Here is a 26,604-nt window from a genome sequence, read left to right as displayed (position 1 = left end):
TCACTTTACGCGCGGTAGAGGCAGGAGAAAAACCAACCGTCAGACACGCTCCGTCATCTCAGGCAGCAATTGTTCAATCACGTCGATAATACTTCTTACCCGCGGTGGGATAAAGCGGGCGTCAGGATAGACCGCATAGAGAACGCGATCGGGTAATCGCCAGGCGGGTAATACCGGTACCAGCCTGCCGGACTGCAAAGCGTGGGCCGCAAGGGGTAACTGCATGCCGCCGATACCGATGCCGGACTCTAACGCCTGCAGCAGCGCTTCGCTGGTGTTAGCCCGAAACACGGTATTGACTTTCATATCAACCGTTTTATCACCCGAGACCAGCCGCAGCGGCGCGTCCTGCGCGATGCCGCTGAACCGCACGTGCGGATGGGCGGCCAGCTCGCTGACGGCATGCACCGTTTTAAAACCGGGGGCGGCAAAGAGCGCAGTTTCAATACGCGCCAGCACGCGCGCCGCACTCCCCGGCGGCGGTTCACTGCTCAACCGCAGCGCGACATCCACTCCTTCAGCAACCAGATCGGCAATGCGGTCATCAAGAGAAAGCGTCAGACGCAGCTCGGGGTGCATTTTCTGCAGCGCCAGCAGATGCGGCAAAAAGAGCTGCCCCAGGCCGCTCGGCAGCTGCACGTGCACCCGGCCTTGCCACTGGCGATCGGTTGGCTGTAAGCGTCTTTCCGCTTCATGCATCGCTTCCAGCAAAAGCTGCATATCGCGCCGGTAAATTTCTCCCTGCTCGGTCAGCGCCATCGCACGCGTGGTTCGGTGCAGCAACACCACCCCAAGCTCCTCCTCAAGCGCCGCGATCTGCTGACTGACGGCGGATTGTTTCATCCCGCACTGGCGGGCTGCCGCTGAAAAGGATCCCGCTTCTACCACGCGCAGGAAGGTGGCAATGGCGTTGAGCTTATTATTCATTTAATGATTCTACTTATAAGTGCCATCAGTTTTACGGGATATGCGTGAAAAAAATAATATACCACACTGCCTCTGTCACCCACCCTGGAGAAGCAACGTGAATAAGATACTGCAACCCAAAATCGCCCTGGTCGCCGGCGCCAGCGGCATTATTGGCAGAGAACTGGTGAAAACGCTGTTACGCAATCGCTGGGAGGTTATCGGCCTCAGCCGCCATGCATCGTCCCACCCGGAAAACATTCCCTTCATTCACGTCGATTTACTGGATGCGCAGCACAGCGCGCAAAAACTGCATTCGCTCAACGGCGTCACCCACATTTTTTACAGCGCATGGGCCAACGCCGGGAACTGGGCGGAAATGGTTGAACCGAACGTCACCATGCTGCGCAACCTGGTCAGCAACATCGAGCAAACCGCACCGCTACGGACGGTAAGCCTGATGCAGGGATACAAAGTGTACGGCGCGCATCTTGGTCCGTTCAAAACCCCGGCGCGTGAAAGCGATCCCGGCGCACCCGGGGCCGAATTTAACGCCGCTCAGCTCACCTGGCTCAGCCATTTCCAGCGCGGAAAAACGTGGCGCTGGAACGCGATCAGGCCGGGCGTGGTCGGCAGCACGGTGCCCGGCAACGCCATGAATCTCGCACTCAGCATCGCGATCTATGCTTCGCTATGTAAAGCGCAGGATCTACCGCTGCGTTTCCCCGGTTCGGAAAAAACCTGGCACAGCATCGTCGATCATACGGACGCCGGGTTGCTGGCTGATGCCACGCTGTGGGCCGCGACCTCGCCAACGGCGCAAAACCAGGCGTTCAACGTCAATAACGGCGACATCTGGCGCTGGTGCGAGCTGTGGCCGCGCATCGCGAGCTGGTTTGAACTGGCATCCGCCCCGCCGGTCAGACTGTCATTTCACCAGCTGTTTGTGGATTACCGCGCGTACTGGCGCGAACTGGCCGGGCAGAGTCTGGTGGAAGCGAACATCTTACGGCTCAGCGACGGTAAATTTGCTGATTTCGTCTTTGGCTGGAACTACGACATGTTTGGCGATGGCAGCAAACTGCGCCGGGCGGGCTTCACTAAAATGCAGGCCACCGACGACATGTTTTTCCGCCTGTTCGCTCAGCTGAGAGCCGCGCGGATTATCCCCTGAAACAGCATGCTTTAACCGTCAGCCGGCGTCGCGCGAGCAACCCACGATTCAGTTTTTCGCCTCTTCCTCGCGCGCTCTGGTATCCGGGGTAATGATTATTCCAGGACGTAAAAAAGCCGGGTTCTCCCGGCATCATGATTTACCAACCATTTTCTGCGTATAAATACAAAACGTAGTGGATGATATTACTCCAAATTGCAGCATCCTTATGCTTCTGATGATTTCAGAGTACAGAAAGGCATCCGCTTCGATACGCTGGCAAAAATCTGCCAGGCGCTGGAGTGCCAGCCAGGCGATATTCTCGCCTGGCTGGCGGATTAACGCCCTTTCTCGATCGTGCAGGCCCACTGCTGGCTCATGCTGCTCTGGCTGGTGGCGATTTGCAGCGACAGGCTGGCGTCAAGGGTATGCGTGACGCTGTATTCAAGCACCACATCATCCAGATCGCGGGCGACGCGCTCAATGCGAAACAGAGCCTGGCCGGGTTCAATATTGAGCAATCCCGCCGTGCGGCTATCGCAGCACACCGGCGTATAGCGTTCCGTGGCGTTGGCCGGCGAGTAGCCGAACGTTTCCCGCAGCTGCTTATACAGCGATCGGCTGCCGTCCACGTGACTCAGATCGTTATAGATACGCCCATTAAGCCAGGTCAGCACATGGCCAACCGGCCGGTCGCCCTGCACTAACAGCCGCTCCAGACGCATCAGCTGGCAGCCTAAATCCAGCCCCATTTGCTCCGCCACCAGGCGGTCGGCCATAGTTGAAATCAGCGACAGAACTTCCACGGCTATCTCCCCCGGCGGAGCAAAGGTCGTCAGTACGTCCGGGAGGTCGGTGTAGTATTTCTGCAGCGCATCGCGGTTAATAAACGTCCCTTTACCCTGTTCGCGGTACACCATGCCAATACTGGCCAGCGAATCTATCGCCTGTTTAATGGTACCGCGCGCGACCTTAAACTCCCCGGCGAGCAGCAGTTCGCCCGGGAGTTTATCGTCATAGGTAAAAGAGAGGATCCGCTGCAGGATAACGTCTTTTATCCTTAAATAGAGAGGGAGTCCATCCGACTCAAACATACTTGTGCTCCAACTCAGAGGTAGTGTATCTGGCTCCTGTAAGCGCTAAGTATATCCTGATTTATCTCCTGATTACCGTCTATGTTTGCGCTGGCGAGAATGGGCGGCGTGCGCGCATTTTCCAGCATGATTTCGCAAATACGTAATACCAGGCTGTTAGCGATGGTCGCGCCCATGATGGTGGAGAGCGGCGCGGCTTTCTGCGCCATCCCCGGCAGGCTCACCGCCGCATCGCCATACTCGCAGTGGTTATCAATGGTGATATCGGCCACATCCACCAGCAGCTTGCCGCTGGAGTGGCGCGACGTCACGCGCGCCGCCGTCGCCAGGCTGGTAATCGCGATAACCGTTGCGCCGCACGCTTTCGCCGCCAGCGCGACATCAATGGTAATCGCGTTGCGTCCCGACACCGAATGGATCAGCAGCGTATCTTCAGCCCTTAGCGGCGACTGCTCCACCAGTACCCGACCGAGGTGCTCCACATTTTCCACCGCGCTGGTGAGGGTTAACGGCCTGACGTTAAGCATCAGCGCAGGCGTAAAAAGCGGATTGATGATGGCCAGGCCGCCCGCGCGATAGCTCATCTCCTCCGCCAGAATCCCGGCGTGGCTGGCGCCAAAGACGAAGATGTTGCGCTGCCCCATAATGCTGTGGGACATGATTTCCGCCGCCCGGGTGAGTTCATCGGGGCGCTGCTCAAGAAAAGCCAGCTTCTGGCGGATCTGACTGTAGTACTGTTTCAGGGCCTGACTCATAGACTTCCTCCCGATATCAGAACGCCAGCAGGCGGGTCAAAAGATGAATGACTGGCGCGAGGACAAACATATCGCTGTCGCCTGCCCATAGCGCGGTATCCGGGATCGTATTGTCGATAAAGCCGGTGACGCAGAAATACTGCCCCCAGGCGACCACGGTCGAGGTGATAAACCCCGCCAGCAGAGCGCCTTTATAGCCTCCGGTAATATTGCCGAAGACCCCCGCCGTACCGGCGTGAAAGAAAATCACAATCATACTGGGAATAAAAACGTAGCCGGTATAGCGGCCGATCAGGGTCAGCCACAGCAGCGAGCCGACAAAAGCGCCGACAAACCCCAGCACCACCGCGTTTGGCGCAAAGTTAAACAGTATCGGGCAGTCCAGCGCCGGTTTTGCGCCGGGCACCAGCCGCGATCCGATGCCGTTAAACGCCGGCACCATTTCGCCAATAAACATCCGTACGCCGAGCAGCACGACGGCAATGCCGCCGGTAAACATCAGCGATTGTTTGAGGGCATAGATGTAGAAGCTCAGGTCGCCGGATTGCGCCAGAATCTCCGCCGCTTTCGGCGTACCTTTAATCTGCAGAATAAAGGTGCCAATAAAGAACAGCAGCGCCATGGTCAACGCCGTCACCACGTTGGAGTCGCGCAGGAAACCCAACTTTTTAGGGACTTTGATATCTTCGGAGCTGATTTTGTTGCGGGCGAAAATCTGGCCAAAAATCGCCCCCAGCAGCGCGACGGAGGCGGAAGTATGCCCCAGCGCCACGTTGTCGTTGCCGGTGATTTTTCGCACCCAGGGCTGAACCAGCGCGGGCTGTAGGGTCCAGTAGAGCCCCATAATCACCGTTAGCATCAGCGTCAGCTGCACCGCTGAAATAGCGGGCTCGGTGTTCACCATCACCCCGGCAAAGATCATCGTCGTCCAGAACATCATATGTCCTGTCAGGTAGATGTATTTAAAGCGCGTCAGCCGGGCCAGCAGCAAATTGATGGCGAATCCGCCGGCAATGGCGATGGTCACGCTGCTTCCGTAGCGTTCGCTGAAGCGCGCCTGGCCGATAATATTGGTCAGGTTCATGGAGCTGAGACCGAAAACTTCGGTCCAGATCGGCTGAAATATCAGCAGCGCGGAGACGATAATCCCGGCCCCCGCACCGATGATCAGAAAGCCCAGAATACCTTTCAGGGTGCCGGACACAATGTCCGCCAGCGATTTCTTTTGCAGCACTAGCCCCAGCAGCACAATCAGGCCAATTAAGATCGACGCTTCACCAAATATATTGATGGTGATCCAGCGCAGCACGCCAAGAAACTCGCTCATGACGGCTCTCCTGCGGGCAGAATTTTCGCCTGGGTCAGAGCCGCGGTGATTTCGGCGTTATCGATATAGTTGTTCACCACCACCACCGGACAGGACAGATGCTTAAGGTTGTCCACCAGCTCCGCGTTGGTTATCACCACATCGGCGTTGGCCGAAGCGGCGGAAGAGACATCCATATGTTCCACGGAGGCCTGAATCCCGTGCTGTTTTAACACCGCCTCAACGTTCATTTTTAAAATCAGGCTGGAGCCCATACCTAAACCACAGACTGTCAGAATTTTCATCGCTATTCACTCCGTGTTCATCACGCTACAAACGCTGCGAGCCGCTGGCTAACAGCCGATAAAGTTGTTCTGGATCGTTCGAATGCAACAGGGTATGCAGGTTATTTTCATCGCTGAGTACGGTCACGATATGCTGGATAAGGTGGATATGCGCATCGCTGCTGGTTGCCGAAAGCCCCAGCACCACCTGCACCGGGTCGTTTTCCGCATGACCAAACGCCAGCGGTTCACGCAGCCTGACCGCGCTGATCTGCGCTTTCATCGCCCCCTGCTCCGGGCGGGCATGCGGCAGCGCCAGCCCGGGGGCAATGACAAAATAGGGGCCCAGCTCGCGGTAGCTATCGACCATTGCCTGGACGTATTGCGGGCTACAGGCTCCCGCGCGGCACAGCGCATTCCCCGCCTCGCGGATGGCCTCCTCAGGGGTAGCGGCCGGGCAGTCAACGCGTATCGCCTGACGCTCAATCATCGAAGGCTCCTTGGGTTAAGTGATGACGGATAGAGGCAAGCGTGGTCGCCAGCGCCCGCTGGACGAACGCGCGCCCTTTCTCTTCGCTGGCGGCAGTCGGATCGCCCAGCACCGCATAGTCAGAAAACTCGGTCCAGGGTATCGGCTGATAGCGAAAATTGTTCGGGAAAGCCGGATAGTGCGCGCGGGCGTTGGTCATGGTGACGAACTCTGGCGCCAGCGCCAGCATCAGCGAGGTTTCGACCTCATCAGCATGCATATAGCCGGGGTAAGCCACCGCGGTGGTTTGCCGTTTTTTTACCTCTTCATCCATCCCCACCCAGCTATAGCTAAGCAAGGTAATACCCTGCTCTTTTAGCTGCCGGGAGGCCGCTTTCATCGCATCAAAATTGCCGTAATGCGCGTTAATCACCGCCGTGGTGGTGATACCGTAGCTGGCCATGTTTTCCGCCAGCGACACCAGCAGCGACGTCAGCCGTTCATGACCGATATCAATCGCGCCCGCGTGGCCGCGCAGGGACCAGACCTGGCTGTAGGAAACGACCGGCAGGCTCAGGGCGCACTCGCCCAGCTGCTCGTCAAGCAGCGCACAAAACCGCTCGGCCAGCAGGTTATCGGTATCCAGCGGCAGGTGGTCGCCGTGCGGCTCGACGGCGCCGAGCGGCAATAAGGCGATCCGCGCCTTTTGTAACGCCCGCCGGGCCTCGCTTTCGTTTAAACGATGCAGCTTCATAACATCTCCTCAGGCAAAAGCGAGGTAACGCGCCGGGTTGTCGACGAAGAAATCATGCAGCAGCGCTTCGCCGTCAAACCCGGCTTCCCGGGCCTCGTCAATGAATCTTGGCCGCCAGTCGCTAAGGATAAATTTCAGCCCCAGCCCCCCTTTGCCGTAATGCGCGCTCATGGATTTACGGGCAAAATCGCCGCCGATTAAGATCTGCTTTTGATAACCGCGCTGGCAGAGCGCCAGGATGGCCTGGGTACGGATGTGCTCGGGGTGATATTTTATGCGGCTGATACCGTCGAAAGAGAGAAACGCCCCGGTGTTGGCGATCTGACGGTGCAGCCAGGGATCGGGGTTACGATCCATATGAGCAAAACATAAGCGGGAGAGATCCAGCCCCCATTTTTTGAAGAGCTGCGCCTGCTCGAGTCCCATCGTCCCCATTTCCGTATGGCTGTGCATCGGCGCCCCGGTGCGCTGCTGGGCGCGAACGATAACCTCCATGGTTTTTTGTTCCAGAGGGGAAATGGCGTTATAGCCGGTACCGCACTTCACCACGCCGGCCCGATGTTCGGTGCCCTCTATCCCCTCAGTGACCTCGCGACAGACATGTTCAACCAGTTCATCAACGTCTGAATGTGCAATCCACTCGGCGAAAGTCTGCGCGGAGCCCGGCCGCTTGCTGCTCCACAGAAAGCCTTTGTTAAAACCCGCAGTGGCGATAATGTGCAGCTGCTGGCGCTGCGCCATGGCGGCGACGGCTGCGGCCTGACGGCCATAATCCGGCGCGGTGGCGTCGTATATGGCGTTACCACCCTCCCGGCGGAAGTCGCTTAATTCACGCTCTGAAGCCTGCGGATCGTCGAGTAACAGATCGTCATCCTGACGCTCGGCCCAATAGGGCGGAATACAGTAAATATGGTCGTGGCTGTAGGTGACGCCCAGCTGATTAGCGGAAATATCCCCGTTTAACGTTCGAATGATGCCCATGTTTCTTGCTCCCCGGAACGGATAAGAAGGTGCTTTCAACATAGGCGCGCCCCACTTGACCAGTCAAGTGATCAAGTTCGCATCTGTCATATAAAATTTCTATCTGTGAGGCCGGTAGATATTTAAAACGCAATAACGGCACAGTACGCGGCTGACTTCCAGGAAACAGAAATTATATCTGTAAGAGGATCGTGCCGGGGACGGTATAAAGCTTTTTATACTTCAGTGAAAATTACGGCTGACGCTGGCTGCTATAAAGGGAATGGTAAAAATACCTTTCATGCCCCCGAACGTTCCCGTAATAAAGCAGAACCTACAGGTTATGCCAGTGACTTCACGGACAAACAGGATGGGACTGTATTATTTTCCCTTTAACCATCGGATGCTTTCGCTGGATAAAATTCAAAAACGGGATTTAATGAACACGAGCAAGGAGCAGTGATGTTCTACAGGAATGAAGTGATCAGTTATTTACAGACGAATAAAATTCTTGCGTTAAAACTCGACCGTGTCTTAACGGGCGTCGAAAAAGCGGTATCAAATCAGATTGAAAGCATAGGCGCAGGCGCGATGCGTATGCTGTATTATACCTCCTGCTTTACTGATGAGTATCAGGATGTATGCCAGCAACAAAAAAACGAAGACCTTCGATTTAAACAAGGTGTTATTTATTTGTTGCGACATGGTAATCTCGTGTACGACTTGCTAAAAATATATTTTGAACAAATATTCAAATTTAAAACCAACGATCAATTGGAATACATTAAAAAAAAGCTTATGGCGGTTAATATCCATATTGCCGCCAGTTCACTGACAAGCGCGGGATTTGCTTTAGCAACAGCATCATTTGTCGCAGTAGGCACAAGACTCAGTCTTGAGTTCAGCGCACTGGCAGGGCAAAAAGCAGGTGGGATTGTAGGCGCTATTGCCATATACGGCGTTGTCCAGAAAGCGGTTAATAGTGCACATCGTCTTCACATGACTTATCCTGCTTACTACTCAGCGCTATACGCGAAAGAGCTGGAAATGATGTATTTTCTGATAGAACCCTTGTTTGAACGCGCCGAGGCGTTTAAAGCACAATGGGTATCGGATGATGAAATTGCAGATATCATCAGGAGGATGATCCAATAATTATGATGAATTTGATTAAAAGATTGCTCAGGCGAATATTTAGATCCCTGGTGTCGTATTATGGCCCCGCCGCGCTAACAATAGTATTTGCTTTAATTCAAGGCCTATGGTTTCCGGAGAGTCCTGCCTGGCTTATCCCCGTTTTTTTCTTATTTGTAATTTTTATTTTTTAACGATACGTAACATGGTAATTCCTGAAAATTATTATCCTCCTGAATATATAAGGAAATAGTATGTCTACACCCGCACATTTATGGCTTGAGGACGAAAATGGTTCTCCAATTATGGGTAGCTGTTTAATGCCGCTACGAATGGGATCTATCGAGTTAAAATCCTTCTCCCACGGTATCACTATCCCGGTAGATCCCAGCTGGGGAAAACTTACGGGTACCCGCGTTCACCGCCCTATCACGGTAGTAAAAGAATTTGATCAGACAACACCGCTTCTATATCGCGCAGTCTGCGAAGGCCGAACCATGAAGACGGCGACAATCAAAATGTATCGTATTCTCGAATCAGGTATTGAAGCCGAATATTTCAATATCATTCTGGAAAACGTCAAGTTTACAACGGTTGCACCGTACCTCTCTCCAAACGGTATAAGTAGTACTCATCTTGAAACGCTCGAATTGCGTTATGAGGCGATCACCTGGAAGTATACGGAAGGAAATATTATCTATCGTGATAGCTGGAACGATCGTTGCTGTGCGTGATGACAAAGGGTTTCACAGGAGGTCAAGGCTTCCTGTGAGCCTCACGAGGACATCAACCGCCGGCGGGAAATCTGGTGGATAATTTAGCACCAACACCGTGGCAATGCTCTACCTTAGCGCTCCAACTGGGGGAGAATGTTCAGCATAAAAGTGACGTTGTCACATAGGAATTTTTCAAAGAGAATACCGCTGCTCATGGAAAAATCGCTTTCACCACCAAGGAGGTGAATAATTTTATTATTTATAAACAACATGTTACAGAATCCTTCAGTACATTTAATCTCAGACTAATAATCAACATCATTGATTAAAATGTTTAATTGAATGAATCGATAAAGAGAGTATTGTTAAAAACAATGATGAGCGGAGATAAATAAATGTTACGTGATTTTTTGAAGGTAGAAAAAGAGGATCGTCTGGTCGAACAACAGGACGCCAGCAGCGGTAAAGCGAATTCAACGGACGTCACCGAATGGATTATTGTGAATAAAAATGGTGATAAAAAAGGCCGGGTGGCGTTATTCAATCAATTTACCACCCGCCGTTCCTATTGCGTGAATTACCGCATCACCCAGTTTGATAATAGCGGCAAAGTGGTTGTCGACCGGCTGGCGGAATCAATCTGATCCCGGGGAACGTGATCACGCCGGCGTCCCGCGCCTTTAGCCCGGCCCGTCGCTGGCAGCGGCCAGCAGCGGCACAATCACATCGCTTAACGGCGTGGGGATATGGTGAATACGGCCATATCGCTGAACGACCCCGTTGCGAATATCCCACTCCAGCGGCAGCCCGGCCTCGCGATCCGTCAGTATTGAAGTGCTTAAATCCGGAGGCGCACGGTGAAAACCGGCGAGAATTTCCTGCGGCACGCCGTCGTCCAGGCTGGCGCCTCCGGCGCGCGCCACCGTCAGCCCCTCCTGCAAATAGGCTAAAGCAAGCGCCGTGATATCGTCGCGGGCAAACATCCCTGCCCGCCTCCCCGCCAGCACCATCAGACCGGCGACCGCATTCTGCAGCAGTTTACGCCACGCAACGGAGAGAAAATCCGCGCTGATATCCACTTCACAGCGCGTGTCCCGTAGCGCGTGCCGCACCCGCTCGGCCCCCTCAACATCCGGCAGCGTCAGGCGCGGTTTCGCCCGCAGCCAGACTGACGCTTCAGGTTCACGCTGCGCGGGGAACCAGACGACCGATGGCAACACGGCCGCTTCCGCCACGTACGGCGCGAACAGCGTTTTTTGTTCAACGCCGTTTTGAAGCACGCAGACTACCGTTCGATCGTGACACAGCGCTTGCAGCCACGGTGCAATAGCCGCAATTTGTGTCGCTTTTACCGCCACAAATACCAGGTCGTACGGCGCGGCGACCGATGCCGGTTCCGTCAAGACCGGCCCCGGCACCACAATATTTCCACCATCAAAACGCAGCGAAAGCTGCGGGTGCGCACGGCGGCCGCATACCAGAGGCGTACGGCCAACCTCGTGCAGCGCCGCGGCGATGGTGGTACCAATTGCGCCCGGACCGATCAGCGCAACGGTGGGTTCTTCAACTGTCATCTATGCCTCCAGGCCGCTTCCGGCCCCTGAGATTTCATTAGTACGTAACATAAACGCGACTTCGTTCGCATTACCATTTTATTCATATGGGTAATCTGAATGTGTGTGTCAGCGTACACACTTTTCACCATCAACAAGGAAGGTACATGTTTCCAGAATACAGAGAGCTGATTTCTCGATTAAAAACCACGCATCCGCGCTTTCAGTCGCTATTCGAAAAACATAATGCACTCGATCACGACATTTCCCGCATAGAAGGAGTCGATGGCAAAGGATACAGTCTCGAGCTTGTACAGATGAAGAAAGAAAAACTTATGTTGAAGGACGAAATGCTCAAAATCCTCCAGCATGAAAGCCTGATGTAAACGAGAAGGCCGCCGGATGGCGGCCTTCTTATAGCACCAGGCTACGAGCGAATAAACGCCAGCAGATCGGCGTTAATCACATCGGCGTGCGAGGTATGCATACCGTGCGGAAAGCCGGGATAAATTTTTAGCTGGCTGTTCGGCAGCAGCTTATCCTGCAGTATCGCGGCGTTTTGATAAGGCACAACCTGATCATCATCGCCCTGCATCACCAGCACCGGCAGCGTAATGGCTTTTAAATCTTCGGTCTGGTCGGTTTCCGAAAACGCCTTAATCCCCTCATAGTGCGCTTTTGCGCTACCGGTCATGCCCTGCCGCCACCAGTTCTGAATCGTGCCCTGGGACACCTCCGCGCCTTCACGGTTAAAGCCGTAGAACGGCCCGGACGCCACGTCGAGATAAAACTGCGAGCGGTTGGCGGCCAGCGCTTTGCGAAAACCATCAAACACCTCGATTGGCGTACCGCCCGGATTACTCTCCGTTTTTACCATCAATGGCGGAACCGCGCTGATCAGCACCGCTTTGGCCACGCGCCCCTGCGGCTGACCATACTGCGCAACGTAGCGCGCAACCTGCCCACCGCCGGTAGAATGCCCGATATGCACGGCATTATGCAGATCCAGATGCTCCGCCACCGCTGAGGCATCGGCGGCATAATGATCCATATCGTGACCGTCACTCACCTGATCTGAACGGCCATGACCGCGTCGGTCAATCGCAATAACCCGGAACCCTTCTGCCAGGAAAAACAGCATCTGGTTATCCCAATCATCGGCACTTAAAGGCCAGCCATGATGAAATACGATCGGCTGCGCCTCCTTCGGGCCCCAGTCTTTAAAGAAGATATTGACGCCGTCTTTGGTTGTCACAAATGCCATGTTACAAACTCCTCTCGTGAGAAAACAAGGCTGCGGGCCTGACGCCTGCAGTGGGTCGGGTCTTAAGGCGGGATGCTATGTCTGGACGATAGCGTCTCGTTAGGTGTGAAAATGACCTGGCTGGAAAAGTGTAGATGATTTTTGCCGATACTGAGCGTTCGCTTTGTATCCGATAAATGGGCTGTAAACAGCCCATTTAAGCATGCAGGAAGGAAAATTTAACGCAGGACGAACTTAATAACGCCGGATGGTTACCGTTTCGGCTCCCGCCTGGTCGAGCGCGGCGAGTCCCTCCTCTATCCGCCCGAGGCTTATCAGCCCGGGGGAGTGGCGAAAATCCTCGCGAAAAATGGCCAGATTGCCCCACGGCGCGTAATAGGCGATGTCGCCGCGCCGTGGGGTCATTGAGGCGCCAGAGTCCGCGCGGCGCAGTTTCGTCGGCAGCCAGGCGATTTTTTCCGTGGAACCATAATCCTCGAGCTTCACCGTCATCGGCAGCTGTGCCAGGAACTCATTAGCCGCTGCGCTCTCATCCAGCGAGCCGACAACCGCGGCGCCATTGAACTCAAACTGAATCTTCACCGCGTTCTCCCGCCCGGCGGCAAATGCCGCCCCCGTCGTAGCAATAAAAATCAATAGCGTGGCGCTAAGAGAGTTGAACATCCCCTCACCCTGCCAGGCCACGAGCGCGCAGGACTTCACTCACCACCGCTACCGCTGAAAAGGCATTTGGCCAGCCGGCATAGAAAGCGGCATGCGCAACGATCTCCCCCGCCTCTTGCGCGGTGAGGCCGTTATCCATCGCCCGGTTAAGGTGGTAGCCAATTTGCGCGCTTTGCCCGGCGGCAATCAACGCGCTGACCGTGACCAGGCTGCGGTCGCGCGGCTTCAGCCCCGGTCGCTGCCACAGGTCAAGAAACAGCGGTTGAGTCGTAAACTTCACCAGTCCAGGGGAAATCGCGCCGAAGTTCTGTTCTACGGTTGTTGAACGCTGGTTCTCCACCGCCTGATTAAGAGGGAGCAGCTCCGGGGAGGCAGCAGCCAGCTGCTCGCGGCCAATGCCGCGAGCGACAAAAATATCTTTCGTCACCGCAACGGCGGCCATCGCGTTGGGCCAGCCGGAATAAAAAGCCAGATGCGTGATGATCTCTGAGATTTCAGCCGCCGTGACGTCGTTATCCAGAGCAACTTCAACGTTATGTTTTAGCTCCGCCGGCTGATTACGGGCGATAAGAATCGCCACGGTCACGATGCTGCGGTCGCGACGCGAGAGTTCTGTTCTCTGCCAGAGATCCCCTATCAGCACCTCGCTGCCGAAACGGGCAAGCGCCGGCGCGACGGATTGAATATCCTCAGCGGACAATACGGATGGACTACGTGGAGCCATTTTTTCACCTCTTTTTTCTTCTGCCAGGGCTGGCGCGCCCAGCATTAACGACATTGCAGCTACGGCAATAAAAGCTTTCATCCTGAACACCTTTCCGACACGTTAATTCTTCAGCCTTTCCACCAGTTGACGCTGGTATTCAGGCAGTTGATCGCGGCTGGCACGCTGAAAAACCAGCGGAGGCAGCCAGGTCATTCCCGCATGCAGCGCGCTGGCCTTCATTGGCGTAAAGACGTCGGCCAGGCTGACACCCGTTCGCCCGGTCTCGCCGTATGTCGCGTCACCGCCTGCGGCCGTCGTGACAATCAGCATCTCTTTGCCCTGCCATACTCCCGGCCCTACGCTGCCCCAGGTATCGTTCAGCCAGGCCTTCATCATCGGAGTGATGTTGAACCAGTGGGTCGGGAAGATAAAAACGATGCGCGAGTGTTCCCGCATGAGCCGTCGCTCTTCATCGGCATTGATATTTCGGGTGTCAAAACCGTAAAGCGCCTCGAGATTGCGCACGTTCACGCCGGGTACGCTTTGCGCTGCGGCCTCAAGACCTTTGGTCATGACCGATTGCTCAGGATACGGATGAGAGACGATAACCAGCGTGTTCACCTCTGCGGCACAGCTGGTAGAGGTAAAGCTAAACAGAAATGCGCTGACGGCCAAAAGCCAGAACAGACCGGGAATACAGCGGTGCGAATAGTTCATCAAGCTCTCCTTCTCTTTTGCCACAGGGTAAGGCGCGGAATAAGAAGGAGCCAGCCCTCGCTATCGAATGGGGCTGTGAGTTATTTTCATCAATCGGGCTACAGACCGAGCGGCTTCATTTCCCGCACAAGGGAGATTAACAGGCGCAGCCCGGTGGGAACCTGATGACGGCTGGAGTAATAGATATAGAATCCCGGTCCGTATGAGGCCCAGTCGGTCAGCACCAGACGCAGGCGCCCTGCGCTGACGTGCTCTGCTATCAGCGGTTCCGGCAGGTACATCAGGCCAAACCCCTGCAGAATGGCCACCACGCCCGTCTCGGCCAGATCGACCGTTAACAGCGGCGGTACTTTGACGGTGAGCTGCTCTTCGCCACGTTCAAACTCCCATTTATAAATACGGTTGTTTCCCAGACGATTGCTGACGCAGCGGTGCTGTTGAAGATCGTGAGGATGCCGGGGCTCGCCAAAGCGGGCAAGATATTCCGGGGATGCGGCGACCACCCAACGCACATCGGCGGACAGCCGCTGCGCCACCATATCTTCAGGCACGGTTCCGCCATAGCGGATCCCTGCGTCAAACCGCGCTTCCGTTACATCAACAATGCGGTTGCTGGCCACGATATCCAGCTCAATATCGGGGTAACGTTCAGCAAAAACAGGCAGGACCGGGGCCAGCAGCAGCGTGGCCGCTTCAACGGCGACGTTGAGCCGAATATGTCCCGCAGGCGAGTCGCGAAACTGGTTGAGCTGTTCAATCGCGCCATCTATGGCGGCCACCGGCTCGCTCACCGCGCTGGCCAGACTCTCGCCTGCCGCCGTCAGGGTTACGCTTTTGGTCGTACGGTTCAGCAGACGCACGCCCAGCCGCGCCTCAAATCCCTTGATCGCGTGGCTCAGCGTCGATGCGCTCACCCCAAGTTCAACGGCAGCTTTACTAAAACTCTGATGGCGGGCAATGGCGAAAAAATAGACAAGATCGGCCATGTCGGCACGGGTTACATTCATACGGTCTCGCTAACTGGATAGACTTTAAGCTGAAAAAACAACGTTACTTTGATGTGATGGCGTATCGTGACGTTGATCCGACCAGGAAAATCAAAGACCTGGATGCACGAGCAATCTTCCGGGCGGTATGTTTATACTACAGGCGTCAGCCTTGATAAACTGACCTTCCGACCGGAGATAAACCCATTTTATCCGCCAGAGGCGCATGTATGTTACCTGATTGCGATAAAGCCATCGTCCTGCTGCATGAAATCTACGGCATCAACGCGCATATTCAGCGATCCGCCGCGACCTGGCGCAGCCGCGGCTTCGATGCGTACACGCCAGCGCTTTTCCCTCACTCTGCGCCGTTCGCCTATGAGCAGCAGGAGCAGGCCTGGCACCACTTTTCCGATAACGTCGGATTTGATACCGCCGCCATCGTGTCGCTGCTGGCCGAGCTAAGAGCGAAATACGGCACGCTAATCCTTATCGGCTACAGCGTAGGCGCCACCTTAGCCTGGCTGGCTGCCAGGAGCGGACTCTGCGACGGTGCGGTTTGCCACTACGGTTCACGGATCCGCCAGTACTGCGATGCGGCGCCTCCGTGCCCAACGCAGGTGATTCTCGCCCGCCATGAACCGGCGTTCGATCCCCGCGCCCTGCAAAACGAGCTGGAGAAATATCCCTCCGTAACCTGCCGGATGTTCAATGCGCAGCACGGCTTTTGCGATGCCGACAGTCCGGCGTGGGATGCGCGCCTTGCGCAGCAGGCGGACGAAGACACGCTGCGGTTTTTAACGCTTATTCAGCAAAGACAGGAGGCCTGATGCATCAGATATTTCAATGGATTAACGAACCCGCGACATGGTCGGAAGAGGACGGCGAACTGCGCGTAGTGACCGACGCGCAAACCGACTTCTGGCGCGAAACCTGGTACGGGTTTGAGCGTTTTTCCGGGCATATCTACGCCACGGAAGCCGCGGGGGACTTCACCTTTCAGGTAAGGGTGCGAGCAGATTTCAGTACGCTGTATGACCAGGCAGGGATCATGTTAATGCAGGACGCCAGGCGCTGGATTAAGGCCGGTATCGAGTACAACGACGGCGCGCCCGCTATCGGTAGCGTACTGACGCAGGGGACATCAGACTGGGCAACCGGTATTTTCCCGGGCGACCCCGGTGAATTCTGGCTGCGTCTGACCCGCCGCGGAGAAGCGCTGCGCCTGCAGTATTCAACGGATGGCCAACTGTGGCCGCTGCTGCGGCTGTGCCCTTTTCCGGGCGGCGCGGCGAAGGTCGGCATCATGTGCTGCACGCCGCAGCGCAGCGGCCTGCGGGTTACTTTCGACCAGATATCACTGCTGCCGCCGAATGATAAAGATTTGCACGATCTGAGCTGAGCAGTCGGCTCGCGCGCGGGCAAAATCGCTGAAGAATCGCGACGGAGGTATGATTTCTGGCTCCTCGGGCTGCCCGTGCTCGCGCCTTGCTGCTAGATTGGCAGCAGCAACCTTCAGGCGAAAAATGAGGAGGAGTCATGTTTTCCTACATCATGCTCGGCACTAACGATCTGCCGCGCGCGATTCGTTTTTACGACCCGTTGATGGAGATGCTGGGGCAGCCCCGGAGCGGCCGCAGCGAGCAAGGCGCATCGTGGGGGACATTCAGCGGAAACCGCACCATCGGGCTGTGCGTTGGCAAACCGTTCAACCAGCAGCAGGCAACAGCGGGCAACGGCGCTATGGTGGCCCTGAACGCACGTTCGGTTGAGCATATTCAGCAGTTGCATCAGCTGGCGCTACGCCTGGGAGGAAGTGATGAAGGCGCCCCAGGACATCGCCCGCAGTACGGTGAAGGTTTCCACAGCGCCTACGTCAGAGATCCGGACGGCAATAAGCTGGCGTTTGTTTATTACGCAAACGCAGACTAAGCCCCACGCCGGAAAGTTAAGGCAGGGTTAGCGCATGGCGAAACCCTGCGCATCTCTCAATATCGCGACGGATGCTCTCAGCCAGATGATTCGATTTCGGCAAATGGCCATGCAAATCGCGGCCTTGTCTGCATCAGCCTTCCGTAAACATTCCCGACCTGAACGTCTCCCTCATGGCTTCGATCTCTTGCTGGCGGGCCGCCTTTAAGGCAGAAAGCATATTGCAGGTAAAATCCACAAAGCCAACGCCGTTGGCGGTCACCAGGTTACCGTCGCGTACCGAAGGCTCGTTTCTGTACCGCGCGGCGCCGCTGTAGGCTGACCCCGCCCGGCTCTGCAGGTAGGTCAGCCCGTTCGAGGTGTGGTCGACATCATTGAGAAAGCCATGCGCGCCAAGGAATGCCGAAGCGTCGCATATCGCGCCTACCACGATCTGCCGGGCCTGCGCTTGTTCTACCAAAGGTACAACCCGCCGGGCCTCCTCTCCCCACCAGTTCATTCCGCCCACCAGCACCAGCGCGGCGTAATCATCGGGTATCGTCTCGAAGGTATAATCCGGCAGGCAGCGCACCCCGCCAATTGACCTCACCGGCCCCTCATCGGCAGCCACGGTTCTGACTTCGTATCGCGGTTCCCATACGCCAAACCCGCGGCGCAGCCCCGGTGCCAGCAGCGCGAACTCCCAGTCGGCGTACTCCTGGATGAGGACAAACAGCACTTCTTTACGCGTATCCATAGACATCGCACTCTCCTTTTATTAACAGAATTTGCCGTCGCAGCATCCGGGGTACCGATGGACACTATCGCCGTACTGCCGCCAAAAACTGTATAAATTCACAGTATAAAAGGCAAGGCTATTTTGCCCCTTGCGGCAACCCGAATCGATTTTTGCGAGTCAGCTCCCCGGATAGAAAACTATCCGGGGCAATAGCTATCGTCTCCCGCGCGCTGAGCCCGCGTTTAATGAAATAGGCCTGCGCGCCAGGAGAACCTCCCTCGTGATGTACAGCGTATATCCCTCCGGCCGCAGCCTGGGCGCCCGCAGTTCTTTCAGCGTAATACCGACGATATCTCCCGATTGAAGACGTTGACGGATCGCGCTACCGCTAAGCCGCAGCGCTCGTTTCAGGACCGACAGCAGGCTGGTCTGAAAGGCTCGCGTGACTCTGACATCCACCCTCACCTGAGAAGCGCGAACAAGGTTGATGCGCCAGCGTTCCTGAACCACAAAGTCAGGCGTACCCGATAGCGCCGCGCGATTACGCCGCAGAACGACCGGATCGTGAGAGTAAGCCTCGACGGCAGATTTGTCGTTAGCGATAAGTCGCGCGTAGAGCTGCGGATTGATTTTGCTGACGGGCAAACGCGAGAACAGGCTGATGTTCCAGGTATACGCGCAGCGCACGCACTTATAGATACTCCAGACATCGAGCACTTTTTTTTGCGAGTTGACCCGGAAGGCGCCGGATGGGGTGAAATCCTGCTGCCCATGACAGGCGGGGCAGCGCTTGCTAATCAGCTGATAGCCAACTGGCCTGACGTTCCATGTAATTTTCATGGTGAACCTTTTTTTAACCCATACAAAAGCGGATCCGTCGAAAACGGACCGTGATTTTTGCGATGTGAAAAATATTTAGAGAATACTTTTCAGTGGGTTAAAAAAAGATTTCCAACGCGACGACCCTGTCTGACCGTGAATGAATGCGTTCAAGAGTAGCAAAGCGGCAAGCGGGCTAAATATGCATTAAATCAATAAATACATAGAAATCATTCACAAACGACGTTGTTTACCTTCTGTTCACAAAACGAGAAGCGGCTCACTGATCAAACAAACCTAAACGTTTATGTTTAGTCTCATAAACGTTTAGGTCAAGGAAATAGCCGTCTGTATCGCGGGTAATTTCATAAATGCAGAGAGCGAAATATGCGTAAAGCAACGATGCGGGATGTGAGTGAAGCGACGGGATTTTCTATGTTTACCGTTTCACGCGCGCTAAACGGTGGCGATGGCGTTGCTGACGACAGCCGGGAGCTGATTTTAAAAGTGGCGCGAGAACTCGGCTACGTACCTAACCGCGCGGCCCAGGCGCTACGCCGCTCAAGCAGAGACTCGGTGGCGGTGATTACCGCCCATGCCTCGAACTCTTACTACCTTAATCTGATGTCCGGTATTCAGCAGATGCTGCAGCCGTCGCAGTGGACCGTAGTGCTTGGCGATATCGCGGTCAACGGTATCTACGACCGCGCGCAGGAGGATCGCATGATTAACCGCCTGATCGAGTCGCGAATGGCCGGGATCATTTCGACGGTGACGCTTCAGCCGGAAAGCCTGAGCCTGCTGGCGAAATGGGATATTCCGGTCGTCTTCGTTGACTCACCTCCCCGCGGCGAGCACAACTTTCCCAGCGTCACGACCGACAATTATCAGGCCAGCCTGCTGGTGGGGAACCATCTGGCGCAGCACGGCTATAAAAGCTGGCTGCTCCTCATCTACCCGGACCGCTGGACCACGCGTTTTGAACGCGAGCGCGGTATTCGCGAGGCCGCAGAGCGCTGCGGCGCAACGCTTGAAGTTGTCGAAACGGAGAACGACGCGCAGTCGGCTGCGGACACCCTGAGCCGATACCTGGACCGCCAGACATCGCTGCCGGACGCGCTTATTGCCGGTAACAACCCTATTCTGCTGGGTTCACTTAAACAGCTTCAGCAGCGCCAGATAGCCATCCCCGACGATATGGCGCTTATCGCCTACGATGAATTCGACTGGGCGCCGCTATTAAATCCGCCGCTAACGGTGCTCAATGAAAACAGCGAAGAGATTGGCAGGCAGTCGGCTGAAATGCTTATCCAGTTAATTAATCCGGAAGGAAAAGGAGAAATTAATACCCAGCGTAAAGTTCCCGCCGAACTGGTTATTCGCCAGTCCTGCGGCTGTAGAAAATGAATAACTATTAAAAAGATTGCTGACAACGTACCGCCCGGACGGCATTGCCCGGCGGCGCTTCCCCTGCACGGGCCGACAGAAACGGCGCTTGCGGTTTTCGTCGGCCGGGTAAGGCGCCACCCGACAAAAAAGCGGGCTACGGCGTGCTATACGCGCTCATCATTTTAGCGATGTAAATAACGGCTGAATTTCAGTCGCTACCGAAAAACAACATCAGGGGATTATTTCTGAGGCTTCCCCACACCTGGCCGTACCTTATACCACACGATAATGAAAGGAGCAGAATATGACCAAACTTCGCAAAGCATGGCTGGCTGTCGCGGTTAGCGCGGTAATCACCACCATGACAGGGTTTATTCCCGCAGCCAGCGCCGCGCCGCAGGATGGCAAAAAAATCTCCCGCATCGGCTTAATGGTGCAGGACATGTCCAACCCCTTCTTCTCGGCAATGGAAAGGAACGCTAAGCAGGCCGCGGCGCAAATCGGCGCAACCCTTAACGTACAGGATGCGCAGGTCGATCTGGCAAACCAGAACACGCAGATTGACGCGTTTATTCAGCAGAAAGTGGATCTCATTATTATTTCCGCCGTCGATGAGTCCGGGATCGAGCCGGCCATTCAGCGGGCAAAAGCCGCCGGAATTATCGTTATCGCGGTCGATACGCCCGCGAAAGGCGCAGACGCGGCGATCATGACCAACGCCATCCAGGCCGGGGAAACCTCCTGCGAATACCTGTTCAGCCAGATGGGCGGCAAAGGCAAAGTGCTGCTGGTGGATGGCACGCCGATTCAGACCATTATCGACCGCATCAAAGGCTGTAAAAACGTCGCGCAAAAATACCCGGATATCAAAATCGTCGGCCAGCAGGCATCGCGCAACGACCGCGCTTCCGGCCTGATGGTGACCACCGACATGCTCACGGCCAATCCGGACGTCGCCGGTATTTTCGGCATGAACGATCCTTCCGCGCTCGGTGCGGTACTGGCCGTTGAACAGGCGGGCAAAGCGGGCGCGATCAAAGTTACCGGCGTCGACGGTAGCCCGGAAGCGGTTGAAGAACTTAAGCGCAGCGGCTCGCCGTTTATCGGTACCGCAACGCAAAATCCGGGCGAAATGGTGCGCCAGGCCATCACGCTTGCTCAGGATATGGTCGACGGCAAACCGATCGCCTCCCATACCGTCCTGATCCCCAGCGTACTGGTCACCCGCGATAACGTCGACAGCTATCCGGGCTGGTAATCACTTCGTCACTTTAAGAGGCAAAAACGGGATGACGCTCAGGTTCATCCCGGAGGGCAAAGACAATGGCCGATACAACATCACCTCCCTTGCTCAGGCTGGAAGGGATTTCAAAACGCTACGGCGCGACCCTGGCGCTGAACAACGTACGCTTTGATTTATTCGCCGGAGAGGTCCATGCCCTGATGGGGGAAAACGGCGCGGGCAAATCCACGCTGATGAAGATCCTCTCCGGTAACGAGCAGCGCGATAGCGGCGTTATTTTTATCGACGGGCAGGAGATTGATATTCGCACGCCCAGGGATGCCCGCAAATATGGCATCGCCATTATCCACCAGGAGCTGAATACGGTTCCCGATATGACGGTGGCGGAAAACCTGTTTCTCGGCCAGGAACCGACCGCTTTCGCCGGTATTCTCGATCGCAAACGGATGCACCGGGAGGCCCGGGAGAAGCTGGACCGGATTAACGCGGACATCGACCCGCAGGCGCCGCTCGGCTCGTTGAGCATCGGACGTCAGCAAATGGTCGAGATCGCCCGCGCCGTCAGTGAAAACGCCAAAGTGCTGGTGCTTGATGAGCCGACCGCCGCCCTGTCACGGGCGGAGACTCTCCAGCTATACCGGCTGATCGAGCAGATGCGTCAGGATGGCGTCGGGATGGTCTATATCTCGCACCGCATGGAAGAGGTATGGCAGCTGGCAAACCGGGTCACGGTCTTCAGGGACGGCACGTGGATCGGCACGGAAATCCTCGGCAACGTCTCAACCACCGATATCGTCCGCATGATGGTCGGCCGGCAAATCGTCGATCTCTATCAGCACGAGCCGCGTGCGCCCGGCAAGGTACTGCTGGAAGTCAGGGACCTGGCAGGCAGTGCGACCGGCCCGGTCTCCTTTGAGGTCAACGCGGGCGAAGTGGTCAGCATGTCCGGTCTGGTGGGCTCCGGGCGAACCGAAGTCGCTCGCCTGCTCTTCGGCGCCGACCCGCGCACCCGGGGAAGCGTGCGCATTGACGGCCGGACGAGCAATCCGGTAGACCCCACCGCCGCTATCGCCGACGGTATCGGGATGGTGACCGAAGACCGCAAAACTCAGGGACTGTTTCTCGGGCATTCGGTTGAGCACAACATTGATATCAGCTCGCTGGATAACTTTGTCGCCGGCGGCGTGGTGAAACGCAAGACGATTCGCGCCGCCGTCCTTGAGCAGATGCGCAGGCTGCGGCTGCGGGAAAATGCGGTTGAACTGCCCGTCAGCGCCCTGTCCGGCGGAAACCAGCAGAAAGCGGCGCTGGCGCGCTGGCTGCTGCGCGATTCGAGGCTGCTTATTCTCGATGAACCGACCCGCGGCGTGGATATCGGCGCCAAAAGGGAAATCTACGAACTGATCGACAAGCTCGCCCGCGCCGGGAAAGCCATTTTGGTGATCTCCTCCGATTTACCGGAGGCCATCGGCATTAGCGACCGCGTGCTGGTCATGCGCGGCGGGCGAATCGTTCATCAGTTACCCTCGTTTTCAGCCACGGAAGAAGAAGTGATGCTGCACGCAACAGGAACCTTTACCAGTCAATCCGGAGAATGCCATGGACAACAATAAACCTGTGACGGAACTGCCGGTCAAAGCGCCGTTTGATTTTGCGAAATGGTGGGATCGGGTGGGGATCTTAATCGTTCTGCTGGTGCTGCTGATCCTGATGTCCACCTTCGCGCCAAACTTTAACCGCGTCGATAATCTGCTGAATATCGCCCGCTCGATTTCCGTCAACGCTATTCTGGCGGCGGGCATGACCTTCGTTATTTTAACCAGCGGCATTGATTTATCCGTCGGGTCAATCGTCGCCGTTTCCGGCGTAGTCTCAGTGGTCGCGGCGATGGCCGGGCTCCCTGCGCCGCTGGCGATTCTGGCCGGCGTTGGCGTGGGCGCGCTGTGCGGTCTGCTTAACGGCGTGCTCACCGCCTATCTCGCTCTCGCGCCCTTTATCGTCACTCTCGGCACCATGACCTTCCTGCGCGGTATGGCCTACACCATTACCGAAGGGCAGCCTATTGTGTCGAGCAGCCTGAGCTTCCGCGAGCTGGGAAATGGCTATCTTGCCGGTATCCCCGTGCCGGTCATTATTATGCTGATTGTTTATCTGCTGGCGTGGTTCATTCTTGAGCGCACGCGGTTCGGCCGTCATATCTATGCCGTCGGCGGCAACGCCCAGGCCGCGCGCCTGGCCGGCGTACGGGTCAAACGCGTGCTGGCGGCGGTCTACATGATTGCCGGCGTCTGCGCGGGTCTGGCGGGAATTATCTTCGCCGCCAGGGTGATTTCCGCCCAGCCCACGGCGGGTACGGGATATGAGCTGGACGCCATTGCGGCGGTGGTGCTGGGAGGCACCAGCCTCGCCGGTGGACGCGGGCGGATTATCGGCACCCTGATTGGGTCAATTATTCTTGGCGTACTCAGCACCGGCCTGATTCTGCTGAGCGTGCCCTTTTTCACCCAGCTATTGATTAAAGGCATCGTCATCATTCTTGCCGTGGCGATTGACGGGCTGAAGCAGCATCCGGAGCTGTTTACCTTTTGGCGGAAAAAAGAGATCGCCCGTACCCGCTAGCTTTCCCTGACGCTTTGTTTATCCGCCGCGCTGGCGGCGGGTCTTCGCACGCTTAAATTTTAATGGAGTATACCCTCATGACATATCACATTACGCTGACGGACCCGATGAACGGTACCCGGGATCGCGAACCGATTACGTTTACTCTCCCGGAGAAACTGCAGGAGCCCCTGTGGTGGGCAATCACCAGCGAGGACCAGCGGATCCTTTGCCAGCGCCTCACCCATGAGTCGACGCAAAACAGTACCGCCTTTATCGCTACGGTCAGCTTCAGCGGGACCCTGAAGATGCGGCTTGACCGCCCGCTCACGGCGGCTGAAGTCGGTGAAATCGCCGGTATCCACCGGCTGCCTGGCCGGGAAAAGGACTGTTTTGTCCGTCTCAATACCGGCTGTTTCGATCTGGAAATGTGTCGGGGAACCGCCCAGGGCGTCGGTGCATCCAAGTGGGGGCTGCGCCATTTTCGCTCGCTGCAGGACAACGTCGAGCTGCTTCCTTCCGGAAATAACGCCATTGGCGGGTTTTACGGCCCGTTTTTCACCCCGGAAAATGGGCTGATAAACCCGCCGGAGCATACCCTCGTTGATATTGAGATCCTCGAGGAAGGCCCGGTCTATCATCACTACCGCATGCGCGGCGCGATCCCCGACGGATTATTACCGGAGCTGCGCGGTAAACGTTTCTCCATCGACTGGAAATTTAGCTGGAACACGCCCTGGTTTCAGCGGCGCTACTGCGTAGATGATTTTTCAACGGTGATTAACGGCCGTTCGGTGACCAACAAGATCACCGTCGGCGACGAATTTGAGAGCGGCCCGGGAAAACTGCTGTTCGATCGCTTCGCGGCGTACGGCGGCACCCGCTATCGCGCGGGCGACCCCTATGCCGAAGAGCTGGTCGCCATGGTGGCCAATACCGTCACCACCTCGGAAAACCAGAGTCCGAAATTTACCGAATTCCGCGAACAGCTCGCCGATATGGCCTCCGCCCACTGGGATCTCTACTGGCGGATGTTCTGCCGCTGGGAGAGCGTGCTCGATGAGGCGGAGATTCGCGAACGGCTGAGCCAGGTTCGCGCCCGGGCGCATCGCAGAGCCGATCTCACCGAGCGGGAATGGCTGCTGACCGATTCGCCCGTTGACGTTTCCGCCGTCGCGGATGAAACCATCTTTCCCGGGCCGGCCAGTAAAACCGTCGAGTATGATTCAGCGAGCGGCCGGGCGATGATCTGGTGGACCTCCCGCCCCTCCGGCGCGTTTCAGATAGTCCAGCGCCGCCAGTCCGGATGGGTTAACTGGGGCAGCAACGGCGAAAACGAGTGTCCGGAGCTCCCCGTCGGCGTCGATATCAAGACCGCCTGCGGACGTTTTGCCGAAAACTGGATGCAGGTAGCCGATCGGCTGGAAACCCCGCCGGTGGTCGCGGTGAGCCGGGGAGAAAAGCCATGATCCTCTGCTGCGGAGAAGCCCTCATCGATATGCTGCCCTGTCGGAGCCGCGAGAACGCCCCCGCCTTTACTCCCTGCGTTGGCGGGGCGGCGTTCAATACCGCCGTCGCCCTGGGTCGCCAGGGGATGGCGGTCGCGCTGTTTTCCGGTTTATCGGACGATTTTATGGGTGACATGCTGCGCCACACGCTTGACGCCTCCGGCGTGGATTATTCGCCCTCAACCCGCGCGCCGCTGCCCACCACCCTCGCCTTCGTCAGGCTGGTAGGCGGTCAGGCCCGCTATACCTTTTACGATGAGAATAGCGCCGGTCGAATGCTGACTGAAAACGACCTGCCGACGCTCGGGGATGACGTCTCCGCCGTTCTGTTCGGCTGCATCAGCCTGATCGCCGAACCGTGCGGCAGCGTTTATGAAGCGCTGATGGTAAGGGAAGCGCCGCGTCGGGTGATGTTCCTCGACCCTAATATTCGTGAAATTTTCATCCCGGACCGGCAGAAACACCTGGCGCGCATGAGGCGCATGATTGCGCTGGCGGATATCGTCAAGCTTTCCGATGAGGACCTCGCGTGGTTTGCCGAACCCGGCGAAGAGCATGAGGTGATAGGCCGCTGGCTGGCGCGGGGGCCGAAGCTCATCGTGGTCACCCGCGGCGCTGACGGCGCTGATGCCTGGACCGCTGATTTTCATCTGCATGTGCCCGCTATTCGCGTAGCGGTGGCCGATACCGTCGGCGCGGGCGATACGGTGAATGCCGGTATTCTCGCCAGCCTCTCGCAGGCCGGGCTCCTGGAGAAGGAGAAACTAGTGACACTGTCACGTGAGCAGGTTCGCCAGGCGGTGGATCTGGGGATGCGCGCCGCAGCGGTGACGGTTTCCAGGCCGGGCGCTAACCCGCCCTGGGATCATGAACTCTGAAGACAGCGGACGCCCTGTCAGCAACCGACAGCCAGATGAGGGTCTGAAACAGCGTTTATTGACGGACCCTTATCCTGATTTATGTTGTATATGATTTGA

At 56.5% G+C, this 26,604-nt stretch carries 32 protein-coding genes; 16 read left to right on the top strand and 16 right to left on the bottom strand.

What is annotated here, in order from left to right:
* Window positions 1-39 precede the first annotated feature (39 nt).
* Entirely contained in the window at window positions 40-927 is an 888-nt protein-coding gene (locus ACESQ2_RS08705; protein ID WP_025106296.1) for a LysR family transcriptional regulator, read from the bottom strand.
* A 97-nt stretch (window positions 928-1,024) separates the two neighbouring features.
* Between ACESQ2_RS08705 and ACESQ2_RS08700 the strand changes: the two genes are divergently transcribed.
* Window positions 1,025-2,080: an SDR family oxidoreductase gene (locus tag ACESQ2_RS08700; RefSeq protein ID WP_049070554.1), complete on the top strand. Its 1,056-nt coding sequence runs from the start codon at window positions 1,025-1,027 to the stop codon at window positions 2,078-2,080.
* 195 nt (window positions 2,081-2,275) lie between these two features.
* Window positions 2,276-2,401 (top strand): helix-turn-helix domain-containing protein, encoded by a 126-nt coding sequence (locus ACESQ2_RS08695; RefSeq protein WP_345911260.1) that lies wholly within the window; start codon window positions 2,276-2,278, stop codon window positions 2,399-2,401.
* Here ACESQ2_RS08695 and ACESQ2_RS08690 read toward each other — a convergent pair.
* Genes ACESQ2_RS08690 through ACESQ2_RS08660 form a run of 7 tightly spaced genes read right to left on the bottom strand, consistent with a single transcriptional unit; the run spans window position 2,398 to window position 7,702 of the window.
* Window positions 2,398-3,153, bottom strand: coding sequence for a GntR family transcriptional regulator (locus ACESQ2_RS08690; RefSeq protein WP_373170303.1), 756 nt, complete (start codon window positions 3,151-3,153; stop codon window positions 2,398-2,400). The genes ACESQ2_RS08695 and ACESQ2_RS08690 overlap by 4 nt on opposite strands.
* Window positions 3,154-3,167: 14 nt before the next feature.
* Window positions 3,168-3,908: a sugar isomerase domain-containing protein gene (locus ACESQ2_RS08685; protein ID WP_025106291.1), complete on the bottom strand. Its 741-nt coding sequence runs from the start codon at window positions 3,906-3,908 to the stop codon at window positions 3,168-3,170.
* A gap of 16 nt (window positions 3,909-3,924) precedes the next feature.
* A complete protein-coding gene (locus tag ACESQ2_RS08680; protein ID WP_004851013.1) occupies window positions 3,925-5,235 on the bottom strand; it encodes a PTS ascorbate transporter subunit IIC in 1,311 nt (436 codons plus the stop codon).
* Window positions 5,232-5,519: a PTS sugar transporter subunit IIB gene (locus ACESQ2_RS08675; RefSeq protein WP_004851015.1), complete on the bottom strand. Its 288-nt coding sequence runs from the start codon at window positions 5,517-5,519 to the stop codon at window positions 5,232-5,234. The genes ACESQ2_RS08680 and ACESQ2_RS08675 overlap by 4 nt, the downstream gene beginning before the upstream one ends.
* 25 nt (window positions 5,520-5,544) lie before the next feature.
* The gene (locus tag ACESQ2_RS08670; protein WP_046877970.1) at window positions 5,545-5,988 is read right to left on the bottom strand and encodes a PTS sugar transporter subunit IIA; all 444 of its coding nucleotides are present in this window, start codon (window positions 5,986-5,988) and stop codon (window positions 5,545-5,547) included.
* A complete protein-coding gene (locus tag ACESQ2_RS08665; RefSeq protein WP_373170302.1) occupies window positions 5,981-6,721 on the bottom strand; it encodes a creatininase family protein in 741 nt (246 codons plus the stop codon). Before ACESQ2_RS08665 ends, ACESQ2_RS08670 begins: the two co-directional genes overlap by 8 nt.
* Before the next feature lie 9 nt (window positions 6,722-6,730).
* Window positions 6,731-7,702 carry a phosphotriesterase gene (locus ACESQ2_RS08660; RefSeq protein WP_373170301.1) on the bottom strand — a complete coding sequence of 324 codons (972 nt, stop codon included), beginning with the start codon at window positions 7,700-7,702 and terminating at the stop codon, window positions 6,731-6,733.
* 441 nt (window positions 7,703-8,143) lie between these two features.
* Between ACESQ2_RS08660 and ACESQ2_RS08655 the strand changes: the two genes are divergently transcribed.
* The 4 genes from ACESQ2_RS08655 to ACESQ2_RS08640 all read left to right on the top strand — a co-directional run bounded on the left by ACESQ2_RS08655 (window position 8,144) and on the right by ACESQ2_RS08640 (window position 10,175).
* Entirely contained in the window at window positions 8,144-8,836 is a 693-nt protein-coding gene (locus tag ACESQ2_RS08655) for a hypothetical protein (RefSeq protein ID WP_373170300.1), read from the top strand.
* Window positions 8,837-8,838: 2 nt separating this feature from the next.
* Window positions 8,839-9,009 (top strand): hypothetical protein, encoded by a 171-nt coding sequence (locus ACESQ2_RS08650; protein WP_311776537.1) that lies wholly within the window; start codon window positions 8,839-8,841, stop codon window positions 9,007-9,009.
* A 60-nt stretch (window positions 9,010-9,069) separates the two neighbouring features.
* Entirely contained in the window at window positions 9,070-9,549 is a 480-nt protein-coding gene (locus ACESQ2_RS08645) for a type VI secretion system tube protein TssD (RefSeq protein WP_046877975.1), read from the top strand.
* Window positions 9,550-9,926: 377 nt separating this feature from the next.
* On the top strand, window positions 9,927-10,175 hold the full coding sequence (locus tag ACESQ2_RS08640) for a hypothetical protein (protein WP_004120166.1): 249 nt from the start codon (window positions 9,927-9,929) through the stop codon (window positions 10,173-10,175).
* A 36-nt stretch (window positions 10,176-10,211) separates the two neighbouring features.
* On the opposite strand, the gene ACESQ2_RS08635 is transcribed toward ACESQ2_RS08640, so the two are convergent.
* Window positions 10,212-11,105, bottom strand: a complete 894-nt coding sequence (locus ACESQ2_RS08635; protein WP_373170299.1) for an oxidoreductase — start codon at window positions 11,103-11,105, stop codon at window positions 10,212-10,214.
* A gap of 146 nt (window positions 11,106-11,251) precedes the next feature.
* On the opposite strand from ACESQ2_RS08635, the gene ACESQ2_RS08630 reads away from it, so the two are divergent.
* The gene (locus ACESQ2_RS08630; RefSeq protein WP_004102179.1) at window positions 11,252-11,470 is read left to right on the top strand and encodes a YdcH family protein; all 219 of its coding nucleotides are present in this window, start codon (window positions 11,252-11,254) and stop codon (window positions 11,468-11,470) included.
* Window positions 11,471-11,511: 41 nt separating this feature from the next.
* On the opposite strand, the gene ACESQ2_RS08625 is transcribed toward ACESQ2_RS08630, so the two are convergent.
* The 5 genes from ACESQ2_RS08625 to ACESQ2_RS08605 form a co-directional block, all read right to left on the bottom strand.
* Window positions 11,512-12,348: an alpha/beta fold hydrolase gene (locus ACESQ2_RS08625; protein ID WP_014838530.1), complete on the bottom strand. Its 837-nt coding sequence runs from the start codon at window positions 12,346-12,348 to the stop codon at window positions 11,512-11,514.
* 234 nt (window positions 12,349-12,582) lie between these two features.
* A complete protein-coding gene (locus tag ACESQ2_RS08620; protein WP_046877976.1) occupies window positions 12,583-13,011 on the bottom strand; it encodes a cyclophilin-like fold protein in 429 nt (142 codons plus the stop codon).
* A gap of 4 nt (window positions 13,012-13,015) precedes the next feature.
* Entirely contained in the window at window positions 13,016-13,816 is an 801-nt protein-coding gene (locus ACESQ2_RS08615) for a carboxymuconolactone decarboxylase family protein (protein WP_046877977.1), read from the bottom strand.
* Window positions 13,817-13,837: 21 nt separating this feature from the next.
* On the bottom strand, window positions 13,838-14,434 hold the full coding sequence (locus tag ACESQ2_RS08610; protein ID WP_046877978.1) for an NAD(P)H-dependent oxidoreductase: 597 nt from the start codon (window positions 14,432-14,434) through the stop codon (window positions 13,838-13,840).
* A gap of 98 nt (window positions 14,435-14,532) precedes the next feature.
* Window positions 14,533-15,441 carry a LysR family transcriptional regulator gene (locus tag ACESQ2_RS08605; protein WP_046877979.1) on the bottom strand — a complete coding sequence of 303 codons (909 nt, stop codon included), beginning with the start codon at window positions 15,439-15,441 and terminating at the stop codon, window positions 14,533-14,535.
* Window positions 15,442-15,650: 209 nt separating this feature from the next.
* Between ACESQ2_RS08605 and ACESQ2_RS08600 the strand changes: the two genes are divergently transcribed.
* The 3 genes from ACESQ2_RS08600 (at window position 15,651) to ACESQ2_RS08590 (ending at window position 17,352) form a co-directional block, all read left to right on the top strand.
* Complete coding sequence (locus ACESQ2_RS08600) at window positions 15,651-16,250, top strand: dienelactone hydrolase family protein (RefSeq protein ID WP_154919130.1); 600 nt, start codon at window positions 15,651-15,653, stop codon at window positions 16,248-16,250.
* Window positions 16,250-16,822, top strand: a complete 573-nt coding sequence (locus ACESQ2_RS08595; protein WP_004851043.1) for a DUF1349 domain-containing protein — start codon at window positions 16,250-16,252, stop codon at window positions 16,820-16,822. Before ACESQ2_RS08600 ends, ACESQ2_RS08595 begins: the two co-directional genes overlap by 1 nt.
* A gap of 137 nt (window positions 16,823-16,959) precedes the next feature.
* A complete protein-coding gene (locus tag ACESQ2_RS08590; protein ID WP_014229433.1) occupies window positions 16,960-17,352 on the top strand; it encodes a VOC family protein in 393 nt (130 codons plus the stop codon).
* 133 nt (window positions 17,353-17,485) lie between these two features.
* Here the strand turns inward: ACESQ2_RS08590 and ACESQ2_RS08585 are convergent, their stop codons facing one another.
* Together ACESQ2_RS08585 and ACESQ2_RS08580 are read right to left on the bottom strand one after the other, a co-directional pair.
* A complete protein-coding gene (locus ACESQ2_RS08585; protein ID WP_048252267.1) occupies window positions 17,486-18,094 on the bottom strand; it encodes a DJ-1/PfpI family protein in 609 nt (202 codons plus the stop codon).
* 189 nt (window positions 18,095-18,283) lie between these two features.
* Window positions 18,284-18,910 carry a DUF1062 domain-containing protein gene (locus tag ACESQ2_RS08580; RefSeq protein ID WP_064374665.1) on the bottom strand — a complete coding sequence of 209 codons (627 nt, stop codon included), beginning with the start codon at window positions 18,908-18,910 and terminating at the stop codon, window positions 18,284-18,286.
* Window positions 18,911-19,276: 366 nt separating this feature from the next.
* Here ACESQ2_RS08580 and ACESQ2_RS08575 point away from each other — a divergent pair, with 366 nt between their 5' ends.
* The 6 genes from ACESQ2_RS08575 to ACESQ2_RS08550 all read left to right on the top strand — a co-directional run bounded on the left by ACESQ2_RS08575 (window position 19,277) and on the right by ACESQ2_RS08550 (window position 26,505).
* Window positions 19,277-20,296, top strand: coding sequence for a LacI family DNA-binding transcriptional regulator (locus ACESQ2_RS08575; RefSeq protein ID WP_046877982.1), 1,020 nt, complete (start codon window positions 19,277-19,279; stop codon window positions 20,294-20,296).
* 286 nt (window positions 20,297-20,582) lie between these two features.
* Complete coding sequence (locus tag ACESQ2_RS08570; RefSeq protein ID WP_014229437.1) at window positions 20,583-21,536, top strand: ABC transporter substrate-binding protein; 954 nt, start codon at window positions 20,583-20,585, stop codon at window positions 21,534-21,536.
* A gap of 65 nt (window positions 21,537-21,601) precedes the next feature.
* Complete coding sequence (locus ACESQ2_RS08565) at window positions 21,602-23,134, top strand: sugar ABC transporter ATP-binding protein (protein WP_049070539.1); 1,533 nt, start codon at window positions 21,602-21,604, stop codon at window positions 23,132-23,134.
* The gene (locus ACESQ2_RS08560) at window positions 23,121-24,140 is read left to right on the top strand and encodes a ribose ABC transporter permease (protein WP_004851056.1); all 1,020 of its coding nucleotides are present in this window, start codon (window positions 23,121-23,123) and stop codon (window positions 24,138-24,140) included. The genes ACESQ2_RS08565 and ACESQ2_RS08560 overlap by 14 nt, the downstream gene beginning before the upstream one ends.
* A 77-nt stretch (window positions 24,141-24,217) precedes the next feature.
* A complete protein-coding gene (locus ACESQ2_RS08555; protein WP_373170298.1) occupies window positions 24,218-25,588 on the top strand; it encodes a hypothetical protein in 1,371 nt (456 codons plus the stop codon).
* Window positions 25,585-26,505 (top strand): carbohydrate kinase, encoded by a 921-nt coding sequence (locus tag ACESQ2_RS08550; RefSeq protein ID WP_025106272.1) that lies wholly within the window; start codon window positions 25,585-25,587, stop codon window positions 26,503-26,505. Before ACESQ2_RS08555 ends, ACESQ2_RS08550 begins: the two co-directional genes overlap by 4 nt.
* The last annotated feature ends 99 nt before the right edge of the window (window positions 26,506-26,604 follow it).

It is taken from the genome of Klebsiella sp. Q11, assembly GCF_964241505.1.
In the GTDB taxonomy this organism is placed as follows: domain Bacteria; phylum Pseudomonadota; class Gammaproteobacteria; order Enterobacterales; family Enterobacteriaceae; genus Klebsiella; species Klebsiella michiganensis.
This window is presented reverse-complemented; position numbering and strand designations above follow the sequence as displayed.

Bases quoted from the DNA above. Each gene is read 5' to 3' on its own strand.
- ACESQ2_RS08660 (WP_373170301.1), bottom strand. From the start codon at position 7,702: ATGGGCATCATTCGAACGTTAAACGGGGATATTTCCGCTAATCAGCTG.
- ACESQ2_RS08605 (WP_046877979.1), bottom strand. From the start codon at position 15,441: ATGAATGTAACCCGTGCCGACATGGCCGATCTTGTCTATTTTTTCGCC.
- ACESQ2_RS08550 (WP_025106272.1), top strand. From the start codon at position 25,585: ATGATCCTCTGCTGCGGAGAAGCCCTCATCGATATGCTGCCCTGTCGG.
- ACESQ2_RS08580 (WP_064374665.1), bottom strand. From the start codon at position 18,910: ATGAAAATTACATGGAACGTCAGGCCAGTTGGCTATCAGCTGATTAGC.
- ACESQ2_RS08595 (WP_004851043.1), top strand. From the start codon at position 16,250: ATGCATCAGATATTTCAATGGATTAACGAACCCGCGACATGGTCGGAA.
- ACESQ2_RS08655 (WP_373170300.1), top strand. From the start codon at position 8,144: ATGTTCTACAGGAATGAAGTGATCAGTTATTTACAGACGAATAAAATT.
- ACESQ2_RS08560 (WP_004851056.1), top strand. From the start codon at position 23,121: ATGGACAACAATAAACCTGTGACGGAACTGCCGGTCAAAGCGCCGTTT.
- ACESQ2_RS08635 (WP_373170299.1), bottom strand. From the start codon at position 11,105: ATGACAGTTGAAGAACCCACCGTTGCGCTGATCGGTCCGGGCGCAATT.
- ACESQ2_RS08650 (WP_311776537.1), top strand. From the start codon at position 8,839: ATGATGAATTTGATTAAAAGATTGCTCAGGCGAATATTTAGATCCCTG.
- ACESQ2_RS08685 (WP_025106291.1), bottom strand. From the start codon at position 3,908: ATGAGTCAGGCCCTGAAACAGTACTACAGTCAGATCCGCCAGAAGCTG.
- ACESQ2_RS08665 (WP_373170302.1), bottom strand. From the start codon at position 6,721: ATGAAGCTGCATCGTTTAAACGAAAGCGAGGCCCGGCGGGCGTTACAA.
- ACESQ2_RS08565 (WP_049070539.1), top strand. From the start codon at position 21,602: ATGGCCGATACAACATCACCTCCCTTGCTCAGGCTGGAAGGGATTTCA.
- ACESQ2_RS08590 (WP_014229433.1), top strand. From the start codon at position 16,960: ATGTTTTCCTACATCATGCTCGGCACTAACGATCTGCCGCGCGCGATT.
- ACESQ2_RS08600 (WP_154919130.1), top strand. From the start codon at position 15,651: ATGTTACCTGATTGCGATAAAGCCATCGTCCTGCTGCATGAAATCTAC.
- ACESQ2_RS08690 (WP_373170303.1), bottom strand. From the start codon at position 3,153: ATGTTTGAGTCGGATGGACTCCCTCTCTATTTAAGGATAAAAGACGTT.
- ACESQ2_RS08630 (WP_004102179.1), top strand. From the start codon at position 11,252: ATGTTTCCAGAATACAGAGAGCTGATTTCTCGATTAAAAACCACGCAT.
- ACESQ2_RS08705 (WP_025106296.1), bottom strand. From the start codon at position 927: ATGAATAATAAGCTCAACGCCATTGCCACCTTCCTGCGCGTGGTAGAA.
- ACESQ2_RS08610 (WP_046877978.1), bottom strand. From the start codon at position 14,434: ATGAACTATTCGCACCGCTGTATTCCCGGTCTGTTCTGGCTTTTGGCC.
- ACESQ2_RS08575 (WP_046877982.1), top strand. From the start codon at position 19,277: ATGCGTAAAGCAACGATGCGGGATGTGAGTGAAGCGACGGGATTTTCT.
- ACESQ2_RS08555 (WP_373170298.1), top strand. From the start codon at position 24,218: ATGACATATCACATTACGCTGACGGACCCGATGAACGGTACCCGGGAT.
- ACESQ2_RS08625 (WP_014838530.1), bottom strand. From the start codon at position 12,348: ATGGCATTTGTGACAACCAAAGACGGCGTCAATATCTTCTTTAAAGAC.
- ACESQ2_RS08675 (WP_004851015.1), bottom strand. From the start codon at position 5,519: ATGAAAATTCTGACAGTCTGTGGTTTAGGTATGGGCTCCAGCCTGATT.
- ACESQ2_RS08585 (WP_048252267.1), bottom strand. From the start codon at position 18,094: ATGTCTATGGATACGCGTAAAGAAGTGCTGTTTGTCCTCATCCAGGAG.
- ACESQ2_RS08645 (WP_046877975.1), top strand. From the start codon at position 9,070: ATGTCTACACCCGCACATTTATGGCTTGAGGACGAAAATGGTTCTCCA.
- ACESQ2_RS08620 (WP_046877976.1), bottom strand. From the start codon at position 13,011: ATGTTCAACTCTCTTAGCGCCACGCTATTGATTTTTATTGCTACGACG.
- ACESQ2_RS08570 (WP_014229437.1), top strand. From the start codon at position 20,583: ATGACCAAACTTCGCAAAGCATGGCTGGCTGTCGCGGTTAGCGCGGTA.
- ACESQ2_RS08640 (WP_004120166.1), top strand. From the start codon at position 9,927: ATGTTACGTGATTTTTTGAAGGTAGAAAAAGAGGATCGTCTGGTCGAA.
- ACESQ2_RS08670 (WP_046877970.1), bottom strand. From the start codon at position 5,988: ATGATTGAGCGTCAGGCGATACGCGTTGACTGCCCGGCCGCTACCCCT.
- ACESQ2_RS08615 (WP_046877977.1), bottom strand. From the start codon at position 13,816: ATGAAAGCTTTTATTGCCGTAGCTGCAATGTCGTTAATGCTGGGCGCG.
- ACESQ2_RS08680 (WP_004851013.1), bottom strand. From the start codon at position 5,235: ATGAGCGAGTTTCTTGGCGTGCTGCGCTGGATCACCATCAATATATTT.